The 12,527-nt window shown below is 67.9% G+C and carries 11 protein-coding genes; 3 read left to right on the top strand and 8 right to left on the bottom strand.

All coding sequences use genetic code 11. The features are described from left to right. Positions 1-63 precede the first annotated feature (63 nt). From dnaG to BACI348_RS07660, 4 genes are all read right to left on the bottom strand, one after another. A complete protein-coding gene (dnaG, locus tag BACI348_RS07675; protein WP_159824676.1) occupies positions 64-1,992 on the bottom strand; it encodes a DNA primase in 1,929 nt (642 codons plus the stop codon). Between the two features lie 52 nt (positions 1,993-2,044). After that, positions 2,045-3,343, bottom strand: a complete 1,299-nt coding sequence (locus BACI348_RS07670) for a deoxyguanosinetriphosphate triphosphohydrolase (RefSeq protein ID WP_159824675.1) — start codon at positions 3,341-3,343, stop codon at positions 2,045-2,047. Then, the gene (gene dusB, locus BACI348_RS21195; RefSeq protein WP_503487632.1) at positions 3,327-4,487 is read right to left on the bottom strand and encodes a tRNA dihydrouridine synthase DusB; all 1,161 of its coding nucleotides are present in this window, start codon (positions 4,485-4,487) and stop codon (positions 3,327-3,329) included. Before dusB ends, BACI348_RS07670 begins: the two co-directional genes overlap by 17 nt. Positions 4,488-4,649: 162 nt before the next feature. Continuing rightward, on the bottom strand, positions 4,650-6,104 hold the full coding sequence (locus BACI348_RS07660) for a YibE/F family protein (protein ID WP_236557489.1): 1,455 nt from the start codon (positions 6,102-6,104) through the stop codon (positions 4,650-4,652). A gap of 83 nt (positions 6,105-6,187) precedes the next feature. Here BACI348_RS07660 and BACI348_RS07655 point away from each other — a divergent pair, with 83 nt between their 5' ends. Together BACI348_RS07655 and BACI348_RS07650 are read left to right on the top strand one after the other, a co-directional pair. Continuing rightward, the gene (locus BACI348_RS07655) at positions 6,188-6,946 is read left to right on the top strand and encodes an alpha/beta hydrolase (RefSeq protein WP_159824674.1); all 759 of its coding nucleotides are present in this window, start codon (positions 6,188-6,190) and stop codon (positions 6,944-6,946) included. A 61-nt stretch (positions 6,947-7,007) separates the two neighbouring features. Next, the gene (locus tag BACI348_RS07650) at positions 7,008-7,832 is read left to right on the top strand and encodes a lysophospholipid acyltransferase family protein (RefSeq protein WP_159824673.1); all 825 of its coding nucleotides are present in this window, start codon (positions 7,008-7,010) and stop codon (positions 7,830-7,832) included. A 23-nt stretch (positions 7,833-7,855) separates the two neighbouring features. Here BACI348_RS07650 and BACI348_RS07645 read toward each other — a convergent pair whose 3' ends face one another. From BACI348_RS07645 to BACI348_RS07635, 3 genes are all read right to left on the bottom strand, one after another. Next, positions 7,856-8,887 carry a GNAT family N-acetyltransferase gene (locus BACI348_RS07645; RefSeq protein ID WP_159824672.1) on the bottom strand — a complete coding sequence of 344 codons (1,032 nt, stop codon included), beginning with the start codon at positions 8,885-8,887 and terminating at the stop codon, positions 7,856-7,858. Between the two features lie 2 nt (positions 8,888-8,889). Next, entirely contained in the window at positions 8,890-10,275 is a 1,386-nt protein-coding gene (locus tag BACI348_RS07640; protein WP_159824671.1) for a glycine--tRNA ligase, read from the bottom strand. A gap of 145 nt (positions 10,276-10,420) precedes the next feature. Next, a complete protein-coding gene (locus tag BACI348_RS07635) occupies positions 10,421-11,407 on the bottom strand; it encodes a DMT family transporter (RefSeq protein ID WP_159824670.1) in 987 nt (328 codons plus the stop codon). A gap of 32 nt (positions 11,408-11,439) precedes the next feature. Here BACI348_RS07635 and BACI348_RS07630 point away from each other — a divergent pair, with 32 nt between their 5' ends. Continuing rightward, positions 11,440-11,667 (top strand): RNA-binding S4 domain-containing protein, encoded by a 228-nt coding sequence (locus BACI348_RS07630; RefSeq protein ID WP_159824669.1) that lies wholly within the window; start codon positions 11,440-11,442, stop codon positions 11,665-11,667. A gap of 70 nt (positions 11,668-11,737) precedes the next feature. Here BACI348_RS07630 and BACI348_RS07625 read toward each other — a convergent pair whose 3' ends face one another. Next, complete coding sequence (locus BACI348_RS07625) at positions 11,738-12,388, bottom strand: alpha/beta hydrolase (RefSeq protein ID WP_159824668.1); 651 nt, start codon at positions 12,386-12,388, stop codon at positions 11,738-11,740. Positions 12,389-12,527 lie beyond the last annotated feature (139 nt).

Raw genomic sequence — 12,527 nt, 5'->3', positions numbered from 1 at the left:
AAGCGGGTATTAGCCTAGCAAACACCTTGGCTGGAAACGAAATCGAGGCACCGGGGCTGCCCCCTACGCCTCCGCCCGCAGCGCGCGGCGTTCCATTTCGAGCATCATGAGCTCCCGGTTGAGCCGCTGGTAGGCTTCCGGGTCCGCCGCAGGATCCAGCCGCTGCAGTTGGCCCATCTTGTCCGCCTTGACCCGGGTGATCTGCAGCTCGAACAGCCGCGACAGGATATCCCGGCAATACCTCTGCACGGCCTCCTCCGTGCTGGCGGGCAGGGGCACCACGGCCAGCTCGGAGACCAGGGGGCGCAACGGTTCCGGAACTTCGTCCATCACGTGCTCCACCCAGCGCACCGGGTCCACGGTGAGGCCAGGGCCAGTGGCCCGCATGGCGTCGTGGACCGCCTGGAAGGCGGGCGTGGCGAAGCGGGCAGCGGCGAACCTGTCCCACACGCCACCGGCCAGCAGCGCGGGCTCCTGCAGGGCCACCTCCAGCGCCTGCCGCTCCATGGAGGCCACGGGGTCCCGCGGGTCCGGCCTGTGGAAGGAAGGCACAGCGCCCGACGTCGGCCCGGCAGCTACGCCGGGTCCGCCCGGTGGGGCGGTGCGTGCGGGAGCCCCTGGGCCTGCGGGGGCGGGCACGCCCTGGTCGCCGCGTTTTGCAACGTTCTTCACTTCGGCGGTGACCAGGCGCAGCACCTCGTTGGGGTCCGGCATCCCCAGCCAGCCAGTGAGGGCCTGGCAGTAGCCGGTACGGGTGGACGCGTCGCGGATGGCGGCAACCACGGGCACGGACGCTTTCAGGCCCTGTACGCGGCCTTCCACGGTGTCCAGGTTGAACTGCTTCAGCGTGGTCCGGATGGCGAACTCAAACAGGGGCCGACGCGACTGCACCAGGGCGTGCACCGCTTCGTCGCCCTTGCTTTGGCGCAGGTCGCAGGGGTCCGCTCCGCTGGGCTCCACGGCCACGTAGGTCTGGGCGGTAAACCGCTGGTCCTCCTCGAAGGCGCGCAGCGCGGCCTTCTGGCCCGCGGCGTCGCCGTCGAACGTGAAGATGACCTCTCCCCCGGTGCCGTCGTCCGACAGCAGCCTGCGGGCAATCTTGATGTGCTCGGTGCCGAACGCCGTTCCACAGGTGGCCACCGCCGTCGGAATTCCTGCCAGGTGGCAGGCCATGACGTCGGTGTAGCCCTCCACCACCACCAGCTGCCGGTCCTTGGCGATGTGGCGCTTGGCGAGGTCGATCCCGTAGAGCACCTGCGATTTCTTGTACAGGGTGGTCTCGGGGGTGTTCAGGTACTTGGGGCCCTGATCGTCCTCATAGAGCTTCCGGGCACCAAAGCCGATGGTGTCTCCCGCAATGTCCCGGATGGGCCAGATCAGGCGTCCGCGGAAACGGTCGTAGATGCCCCGGTTGCCCTCCGAGAACATTCCGGTGAGCTTCAGCTCGGCGTCCGTGAAACCGCGGCCGCGGAGGTGCTTGAGCAGGGAGTCCCAGCCCTGCGGGGCATAGCCCACGCCGAACTGCTCCGCGGCGGCACGGTCGAAGCCGCGGCCGTGCAGGAAGGTGCGCGCTTCAACGGCGCCCGGGGTGAGCAGCTGCGCGCGGAAGAATTCGTCGGCGATTTTGTGGGCGTCCAGCAGCCGCTGGCGGCGCCCCACTTCCTCGCGGTTGGGGCCGGTGCCGCCGTCCTCGTAGCGGAGTTCGTAGCCGATCCTGGCAGCGAGTTTTTCCACCGCCTCCTGGAAGGAGCTGTGGTCCTGCTTCTGCACGAAGGCAATGACATCCCCGTCTTCGCCGCAGCCGAAGCAGTGGTAGCGGCCTACCTGCGGGCGGACGGTGAAGGACGGCGAGCGCTCGTCGTGGAACGGGCACAGACCCTTGAAGGTCCCCAGCCCGGCGCCCTTGAGCGTGACGTAGCCGTCAACCACTTCCTTGATGTCCGTGCGCTGGCGTACTTCGTCGATATCTTCACGTTTGATCAGCCCAGCCACAGAGCAATCCTAGCCCCGGGGTGCGACGGCGGCAGGCACCCTATGGCGTTCCTCACCACAGCGACGGGAGGCTCCCCACCAGCCGTTCGTACATCGACAGCGCCGACCCGTCGGTGAGCGACGCCACCTGGTCGATGACCACGCGAAGGCGCGCGCCGTCGTCGGGCGCGTCCCGCCAGTCAGCGGCGAACATCGGCTCGAGGTGCCGGTCACCCGTGGCGCTCAGGGCGGTGACCAGGGCGTGGAGCACCTCCCGCTGGCGCTCGTAGATGGGCTGGCGGTGCTCGGTGGTCATCACGAACGTGGTGGCCAGGCCCTTCATCACGGCGATCTCCATCACCGTCTCATCCGGCACCATCAGCTGGGCGTTGTAGCGGGTCAGGTTCTCCGGACCGTAGACCGCCCGGGTGGTTTCCAGGGCGCTCTGGCAGAACCGGCCGATCAGCTGGCTGGTCATGTTCTTCAGGGCGGCCATGGATTTGCGGCTGCCATCGGCTTCCCGCACCCACACGTCGGTGGCTTCCAGCCGGGCGAGGGCGGCGTCGATCGCGGCGGGATCGTTGTGCGGCAGGTACCACTGCTTGGCGTAGCCCACCACGCGGGCACGGTGGTCCGGGTTGTCCATCCAGCGCAGCTGGAAGTGGCCGGCCACGATGGCGTCCTCCACATCATGCACCGAATAGGAGATGTCATCGGCCAGGTCCATCACCTGGGCTTCCAGGCAGGAGCGCCGCTCGGGGGCGCCTTCCCGGATCCAGTTGAAGATGGGGAGATCGTCCTCATAGGCGCCGAACTTGCTGGTGCGCTGGCCGTGGATGACGGGCGCTTCGAGCGCGGACCAGGGGTATTTCGCGGCGGCGTCAAGGCTGGCCCTGGTGAGGTTCAGCCCGGCAGGCTGGCCGTCGGGGGCCAGGACCTTTGGCTCAAGCCGGGTCAGCAGGCGCAGCGTCTGGGCGTTGCCCTCGAACCCGCCGATGGCATGTGCCACCTCATTCAGCGCCGATTCCCCGTTGTGCCCGAATGGCGGGTGGCCGAGGTCGTGGCTGAGGCAGGCGGTGTCCACAACATCGGGATCGCAGCCCAGGGCCCGGCCCAGCTCGCGGCCCACCTGGGCCACCTCGAGGCTGTGCGTGAGCCGGGTCCGGACGAAGTCGTCCGTGTCCGGCGCCACCACCTGGGTTTTGGCGCCGAGCCGGCGCAGCGCTGAGGAATGCAGCACCCGGGCGCGGTCCCGCTCGAAGTCCGAACGGTAGACGTTCTTGGTGGGCTCCTCCACCCAGCGGGCGGAATCGTTGCTGTCGTAGCCCGGAAGCACCGGCGCGGCGGTCCGCGTTTCAGCCACCGGAAACATCCAGTTCAGCAGCGGAGATATCAGCGGACTGCGCCTCGTTCAGTGCCCGGGACTCAAGCCAGTCCTTCGGCAGGGCCGGTCTCTTCGGCGAGCCGGCGCGGCCGCGCGGACCTTCCGCGTCAACACCCGGGTACGGGGATTCGAGGTCCAGCTCGGCGAGCGTGTCGCGGAGGACCTGGAGGCTGGTCACCAGCGCCAGGCGGGTGCGCAGATCCCCACCCACCACGTAGCCCTTGAAGTACCAGGCAATGTGCTTGCGGATCTCCCGCAGCGCCTTGCCCTCGTCGCCGAAAGTCTCCACCATGAGTTCCGCGTGCCGGTACACACCCTCGGCCACCTGGCGCAGGTTGGGCCGGTAGCGGGTGTCGCTGCCTTCGAAGGCGGCCTGCAGGTCGCCGAACAGCCAGGGCCGGCCCTGGCAGCCGCGGCCCACCACCACGCCGTCCACGCCGGTTTCACGGACCATGCGGACGGCGTCCTCGGCGGACCAGATGTCGCCGTTGCCGAGCACCGGGATATCGGGCAGGGCCTCGCGGAGGCGGGCGATCGCCGACCAGTCGGCCTGTCCCGAGTAGAACTGGGCCGCCGTGCGGCCGTGGAGGGCGACGGCGGCCACCCCGGAATCGCGGGCAATGCGGCCGGCGTCGAGGTACGTGAGGTGGTCGTCGTCGATGCCTTTGCGCATCTTGATGGTCAGCGGGATGTTGCCTTTGGATGCTTCCTTGACCGCGGTCTGCACGATGGAGGTGAAGAGGTCGATCTTCCAGGGCAGTGCCGAGCCGCCGCCGCGCCGGGTTACCTTAGGCACCGGGCAGCCGAAGTTGAGGTCGATGTGGTCCGCCCGGTTTTCCTCCACGAGCATCCGCACCGCGGCGCCCACCGTCCCGGGGTCCACGCCGTACAGCTGGACGGAGCGGACCTTTTCATCGTCGTCGTGCGAAATAATCCGCAGGGATTCCGGGGTCCGTTCCACCAGGGCGCGGGAGGTGACCATCTCCGCCACATACATGCCGCCGCCGTATTCGCGGCACAAACGGCGGAAGGCCGAGTTGGTGATGCCGGCCATCGGAGCCAGGATCACCGGGGTGTCCACGGTCTGTCTCTTATACACATTGACGCTGCCGACGAACTCTAGGGTGTAGATCTCGGTGGTCGCCGTATCATTAAAAAAAAAAAAGGTTCCAGCTTGGGGGCGGGAGGAGTTGCTGCAACAGTCACCTGTCCATTGTTGCAAAGACGGGCAAATCGTGTTTCTGCCGGCCGTGGCCGGAGCCCCGCCGCTGCTTCATACCGGGGGCCGGGGCCTTTAGTCCCGCTCCGCCGCGCGGCGCCCGCGCCGGGTCTGGTACGCCGCGGCCGCGAGCGTACCGGTGTCGGTGACGTCGTCCGGGCTGACGGCGGGCTGCGGTGCCTCGCGCAGGGCTGCACCTTCCACGGCAGGTGCCCGTCCGCCGTCGTCCGCCTGCCGGCTGCCGGCCCCCTGCAACTCCCCCGCCGGCGAACCGGTGGCCTTCACCACCAGCACTGCAATCAGCGTGGTGACCGGGATCGCCAGGACCAGGCCGATGGAGCCGACGAGGGTGCGGATGACCTCTTCGGAGAGTTCGGCGCTGGTGAGTGTGTCCGCAAGCGGGCGGTCGTAGAGCATCACGATGATGAGGATGGGCAGGGCGGCGCCGGCGTAGGCGAAGGCGATGGTGTACACGGTGGAGGCGATGTGGTCCCGGCCGATCCGCATGGCGGACGTGAACAGCTTCCGGGCGCTGCTCTGCGGTGCGAGTTCGTACAGCTCCCACACTGCTGAGGACTGGGTGATGGTCACGTCGTTGAGGACACCCAGGCCGGAGATGATGAGCCCGCAGAGGATCACCCCCGAAATGGAGATGTTCGCCGAGGTGTTCATCAGGGTGGCGGCATCGTGGTTGCCGACACCCGCGAGGTTGGCCGCCCCGGTGGCCCACGCGGCCAGGAGGGCCGTGATTGCAAGCCCGAAGATGGTGCCCAACAGTGCGGTGGAGGTCCGCGCAGAGAAGCCGTGGGCGAAGTACAGGACCCCGATCATGATGACCGTGGAACCCACCAGGGCCAGCAACAGTGGCGGTTTCCCTTCCACCAGCCCGGGCAGCATGAAACTGGCCAGCACGAAGTAGGCGCCCACCAGTCCGATCAGCGCCCGCAGGCCCCGCCAGCGCGCGACGGCGATCACCACCGCGGCGTACAGCAGCGCCAGCAGGACGATGGGGAGGGTCCGGACGAAGTCCACAAAGATATAGGCGGGCGAACCCTGTGACGCCGACGCGCCCTGCGCGTTGGACAGGTTCAGGTAGCGGATCTGGTCGCCTGGTTTGACGCCGTGGGACTTCGCGACGTCCGGGTTGATGACCACCTTCACGGGGCTCCCGCCCTTGTCCGGCTCGGTGAAGGCAAACGTACAGTCGGAGCCCTGGCCCGGCTGGGTCTGTGTGGTTTGGCCCTGCTGCGTTTGGTTCTGCTGGCTGACGCCCTGCATGCAGTTCTCGATGGCCACGCTGTGGATGGTGCCTGTGTCGAAGGTGACGCCGGGGGCGGCCGAATACGGGTTGGCCAGGGAAACGCCTTCCTTGGATCCCGAGGGCCAGAGCATGGCCATCCCGGCCAGCGTCAGCAGGGTCAGCGGGATCAGCACTGCGGCCAGGATCCGGTTTGCCCGCCGGCGGGCAGCAATCGCCTGCGGTGTCGGCTCCGAATGATCTGTGGAAGCGTGGGAGTGACCGGATCCCATCAGCAGTTGAACCTCATACGTTGAACTCTACGTCCGGCGCCGTAGGGTTGATAAATGGATCGGCAGAACTGGGAGGAACCGGCATGGCCAACCGCAGTACTGAGAAAAATGGCAGCTGGGCGGCGGGTGGATCAGCCGCGGAAACGGCCAACCAGGCCGTACTGAGCGTGCTGCCGGCGTCGGGTCCCACACTGGGCATCGCCCTGGTGCTGCACGGCGGGAAGTCGCACAGCCGCGAGCCGGTGGAAGCCCGGCACCTGAGCCCCGCACGGATGGTCCCCTTTGCCCGGCATATCCACCATGCCGGCCGGAAGCACGGCCTCGCCGTCTGGTCCCTGCGTAACAGCGTGCGCGGTTGGAACGGCGAGGAGATGACGCCGCTGCAGGACGCACGCTGGGCGTTGCAGCAAATCAGCAGCCAGCACCCGGACGTTCCGGTCTTCCTGGTGGGCCATTCGATGGGCGGCCTGACTGCCGTCTGCGCCGCGGACCACCCGCAGGTGGAAGCGGTGGTGGCCTTGGCGCCGTGGCTCAGTCCGGGGACGCCGGTCACGGGAGTGGCCGGGAGGAAGGTGCTGGTTGTGCACGGCACGTTCGACCGCTGGACCAGCCCGTCGGCGTCGCTCGCGTTTGCCCGGCGCGCCGCATCCGGCGCCGCCTCGATGCAGTATGTGGCCTTGAAGGGCGCCGGGCACTTTATGCTCCGCAAGATCCGCCTGTGGCACACGCTCTCCACCGGGTTTGTCCTGAAGGCCTTCAATGAAGCAGCCGGAGCGGACGTTGCCCTGCCCCGTGGCTTCGAGGAACTGCTCCCGGAATCGTCCGTGCAGGTGACCCTGTAGGCACCCATGCAGGCCCCGGCCGGGCCGGCGTCATGGACGAGCCGAGAACGAGAGGAACCACATGCCCTGGCGCCCGCGGCCGAGTGACCGGTTCTACCGGCTGCTGGTCCGCCTTGGTCTGTTCCTCCGGTGGGCTTTCCAGATCCGGATCCTCGCCACCGGCCTGGAGCACCTGCCGGCGCCCGGGCCGCGCCACGGCGTGGCCCGGGAGGCAAGGGCGGGCAGCGGTGCGGTTTTCGCCATCACGCACTTCGGCTACGTGGATTTCGCGCCCATCGAACTCATCCTCTGGAAGCATGCGCGCGCCCAGCTGCGGTTTCTGATCCACCAGGGCGCGGCCGACCACTGGCTCGCCGGTCCCGCCATCAGTGCTGCCAACAGCGTGGTGGTGGGATACACCGGACGCGCCGGTGCCCTCGACGCGGCGGTGGCCCGGCTAAGGAGCGGCGAATACTTGGCGGTGTTCCCCGAAGGCGGCGTGAGCAGGAGCTTCAAGGTCCGGGAGTGCAAAACAGGCGCCGTCAGGATGGCCGCGGAAGCCGGCGTCCCGATTATCCCGGTCTCGGTGTGGGGCGCCCACAGGTTGCTGACCAGGGGGCACCGTTCTTCGCCGCGGGTTGCCTGGCGTGCGCCGGTCCGCGTCCATGTGGGCGGGCCGCTGCAGGTCCGGCCGGATGTTGACGCCGGCGCGGCCACGGCCCAACTCCGCACGCGGCTCCAGGCCGGGATCGACGCCTGCATCGCGGACTTTCCGCTGCCCGCCGCTCCTGGTGCGTGGTGGATGCCGGCGGACCTCGGCGGCGGCGCCCCGACCGAAGCCCACCGGCATCTGCTGGACGCGGAAGATGTGCTGACGCGCCGCCGTCGTGATCCGCGCCCAAAATAGCCGGCGTGGGTGGGCCGGGCGGCTTAGTCCGAGACCACCAGGGTCTCCGGGCCGGCCAGGCGGGCCTTGCCGCTTTCCAGCAGAGGCTCGACGGCGGCCCGCAGGGCCGTCATCGAATCGTCCAGTTCCAGCATGACCGGGTGCTGGTACGCGATCAGGGAGAGCATGTCGCGGACAGCCTCGGCGGCGTCCTCCCGGGCAAGCGCCGGCTCGTGGCCGACGAACACGTCCGTGGGCGTGTCCACTCCGGCGCTCTCCATCCCCGGCGCGGCATCAGGATCCGACGGCGCGGCGTAGCTGACGGCGAAAGCACGGATCCGGCCTTTCTTGCTCGGCGCCACGCCGGCACCGAAGGCGGACTCCGGCTGGGCCCGCAGCACGATGGCGCCGTGGGCTCCGGTGAGGTCGTCCAGGAACAGTTTCTGCACCTGGCCCACGGACAGAACGCCCGGGGAATCCCAGTCGTGGATGGTGGTGTAGTAGCGGCCCACCACGTCCGTCAGTTCCACGGAGCCAGTGGCCAGGTCCATCACTACGTCGGAGCCGGCGTTTTCATCGTTGGCCGGCCCACCGGCGCTGTCCTTGGCCGGGAACACGGGCAGCCGCAGGGCGCCCGGTTCCACCACCACCAGCCGCGAACGCTGGATCGGCGACAGGCCGAAGTGTTCAGCGAAGGCTTCGCCGGGGGTGCCCGGCTCCACCTTGGCGCGGAGCTTCGAAACGCCCGACGGCGACTTGTCGGCTTCGCGGCGCAGCATGGTCAGCAGCGTGGCGCCGATGCCCGAGCGGCGGTGGTCCCGTGCCACTTCGATGTAGGCCCAGAGCCGCTCCGGGTGCAGGGAGGCCTCGTACACCACGCCCGCCGCAACCGGAATGCCGACGCCGTCGATGACGTCCTCGGCCACGATGCAGCGCCGCCACGGCGAGCCGGACCCGTCCGAGGACAGGGCCAGGGCGCCGCGGAACTGCCGGGCCTGCTGGGTTTCGGGGCCGCCCCAGATTTCCAGGAGGGCAAGGTCGTCGCCCTCGCGCCATTCGCGGTATTCGATGGCCATGCTCAGGCGCCGATCAGGCGTGCGGCCAGGTAGCCTTCCACCTTGTCCAGGGAGACGCGTTCCTGGCTCATGGTGTCACGCTCGCGGATGGTCACGGCCTGGTCCTCCAGGGTGTCGAAGTCCACGGTGATGCAGAACGGGGTGCCGATCTCGTCCTGGCGGCGGTAGCGGCGGCCGATCGCGCCGGCGTCGTCGAAGTCGATGTTCCAGTTCTTCCGCAGCTGGGCGGCGAGGTCCTTTGCCTTCGGGGACAGGTCCTCGTTGCGGCTCAGCGGCAGGACGGCGGCCTTGACCGGGGCCAGGCGCGGATCCAGCTTCAGGACGGTCCGGACATCCACCCCGCCCTTGGCGTTGGGGGCCTCGTCCTCGGTGTAGGCGTCCACCAGGAACGCCATGAATGAGCGGGTGAGGCCGGCGGCGGGCTCGATGACGTAGGGGGTGTAGCGCTCGTTGGTGGCCTGGTTGAAGTAGCTCAGGTCCGTTCCGGAGGCCTTGGCGTGGGTGGAGAGATCGAAGTCGGTGCGGTTGGCGATGCCTTCCAGCTCGCCCCATTCTGAGCCCTGGAAACCGAAGCGGTACTCGATGTCCGTGGTGCCCTTGGAGTAGTGACTGAGCTTTTCCTGCGGGTGCTCGAAGAAGCGCAGGTTTTCCTCGCGGATGCCCAGGCCCGTGTACCAGGCCATGCGCTCGTTCATCCAGTACTTGTGCCACTCTTCATCCGTGCCGGGCTCGACGAAGAACTCCATTTCCATCTGCTCGAACTCGCGCGTGCGGAAGATGAAGTTGCCCGGGGTGATTTCGTTGCGGAAGGACTTGCCGATCTGGCCGATGCCGAACGGCGGCTTCTTCCGGGAGGTGGTGAGAACGTTGTTGAAGTTCACGAAGATGCCCTGGGCCGTCTCCGGGCGCAGGTAGTGCAGGCCTTCTTCGCTGGCCACCGGGCCCAGGTAGGTCTTGAGCAGGCCGGAGAACTCCTGCGGCTCGGTCCACTGGCCGCGGGTGCCGCAGTTGGCGCAGACGATGTCCTTCAGGCCGTTCTCCGGCGGGCGGCCCTTCTTCTCCTCGTATTCTTCCTCGAGGTGGTCCGCGCGGTAGCGCTTGTGGCAGGAGAGGCATTCCACGAGCGGGTCGGAGAAGACCTCTACGTGGCCGGAGGCTTCCCAGACCTGGCGGGGCAGGATGACGGAGGAGTCCAGGCCCACCACGTCCTCGCGGCCGCGGACCATGGACTGCCACCACTGGCGCTTGATGTTTTCCTTCAGCTCGGCGCCAAGGGGCCCGTAGTCCCAGGCAGAGCGCGAACCTCCGTAGATCTCACCGGCCTGGAACACAAAGCCCCTCCGCTTGGAGAGGGAAATGACCTGGTCGAGAACGGATTTTGCTGCCATGGGGGAACTCCAATTTCTACAGGGCCGCTGGGTGCGGTCCGCGGTTTTCAGGCCCCGGTTGCGCCGATGGTGGGCACCACTGGCTGCCGGGAGGGGCGGATGAAGGGAAACAGCGTGAAAGCTGCGTGTCCTAGCCTACCGGTGACTACCTGCGGAATGCTCCCCGCGGCCAGGGCAAGGTGGCCAGGACGATCGCGGCGAGGGTGAGGATGGTGCCGAGCACGGTGGCGGGTGCCACCACTGTGCCGGGCGCAGGAAGGACCACGTCCAGTGCCAGCGAGCCGAGCAGCTGGCCGGCAATCATTCCAAGTCCCGTGACCAGCACGCCCAGGCTGCGGACCAGCAGCGCGCCCAAACCGATGAACACGCAGCCCATCGGACCGCCGACGTAGTACCACCACTCCCCCGGCAGCGGGTTGCCCGGCCCGGCCACGGCCAGCTTGATGCCGTAAGCGGTCCAGAGCACCAGGGAGCCGGCAACGAAGTTGACCAGGGTGGCGGCGATGGGTGTGCCGTAGTGGACGGTGGCGGTTCCGTTCATCGCCTGCTGGAAGCTCATCAGGAAGCCGGCCAGCACGGGCAGCAGGAGCGGCAGCAGCAGTTCAGAGGGACCTGCAGCGCCGGTACTTCCACCCGCGGCGCCGCTGAACCTGGGCGAAACGGCCCAGGCGACGGCGGCGATGGTCAGGACGCAGCCGACGACCCGGATCCCCGTAACGGATTTCCGGCCCGCCGGCCCGATGCCCAGCCGGTCCACCAGCAAGCCGCTGAGGGTCTGCCCGGTGACGGTGGCCACGGTGAAGAGCGCCACGCCCAGGATGCCCACCGTGAAGGACTGCGCGAAGACGAACAGCGCGCCGATGCCTCCGGCGAGGACGTAGACCCGTGGAAAGGCCCGTTTCCGGACGGCGGGGAGGATGCCGGCCAGGCCGGCGCGGCCGCGCGGGAGGAGCAGTGAGATGAGGATCATCACCAGCAGGCCTGTGCTGAAACTCACCACGGAGGCGGCGATGCCGTCATTCAGCGAGGCGCCCAGTGCACCGTTGATGCGGCCCTGCACGGGGATGGCAAGGCCCGCACCCACTGCCAGCGGCAGGCCTGCGAGCAGCGGCAGGCGGGAGGGGGAGGTCATTGGATCCACATTACGTCAGGCATTATTGCTTCATGAGCAACGTTGAAGAGGTCCCCATCCGCGACACCATGATCCGCCTCGGCCAGCTCCTCAAGCTCGCCAACCTTGTGGAGGACGGCGTGGAGGCGGCGGAGCTGATCAAGAACGGGCTCGTCAAAGTCAACGGGGAGATCGACGACCGCCGCGGCCGCCAGCTGCACAACGGGGACACCGTCACGGTCAACAACCAGACCGTCAAAGTAGTGGCGCCGCAGGCCTGACGCGCGGGACCGGCCTCCGCGGCACCCGCCGTGGGCTGGCCCCGAAAAGCCGGCCCCCGGCGTCGTACTCCTACTTCTTGAGCACCTCATGGGTGAGGAACTCGGAGACGTGCCCGATTTCCTGCTGGTTGATTCCGTGCCACATGCCCGTGTACAGCACCTTGGTGAGCTTGACGTGCTGCCGCACCCAGCCCATGGTGTATTCGATCTTGTCCGGGGTGATCACAGGGTCCTGCTGGTCACGCCCCCAGAACATGGGGACGGTTCCGTCGAGTTCGGAGTCCTTGAAGCCGGGATCGTCGCCGGCGTCCACCACAAAGCCCGAAAGTCCGACGACGGCTGCGAAGTCCTTGGGCCGCTGCCGGAGGAGCGTGGTGGCCATGGCCATCCCCATCGAAAAGCCGAGCAGGGTGACCGAGGGGTGCCCGGCCTTGATGGTGTCGATCCAGTCGAGCACGAAGGACGACGCGGCTTTGACCCGGTCCAGGGAGTAGTCGATGGAGGCGGTCAGCGGGAACCAGGTGAAGCCGGGACCCATGGCGATCGGAGCGCGGACGGAGGCTACCGCGAAATCGTCCGGCAGCAGGTCCGCCAGGCTGAGCAGATCCTGTTCGTTGGCCCCGTAGCCGTGCAGCAGCACCAGAAGGGGTTTGCCGTCGCGCTGGTCCTCAGGGTGGGACCACAGAACAACAGGGGCAGGAAATACTTCGGCTTCAGTCATGGTTTCCATTCTTACAGTTACCCCGAGGTAACAACCTACGTTCGCGTAGCCCGCGGAACGGAAGGCAGGATAGGACCGTGACTGACGCAAGCGCTTTCCAGACGTCTACTGTCCACCCCGGATCCCACCCCTGGACCCG

Origin of the sequence: Arthrobacter sp. 9AX (genome assembly GCF_902506095.1) — a bacterium.
Lineage (GTDB): Bacteria > Actinomycetota > Actinomycetes > Actinomycetales > Micrococcaceae > Arthrobacter.
The sequence above is the reverse complement of the archived record's forward strand: the minus strand, read 5'-3'. Positions and strand labels throughout refer to the sequence as shown.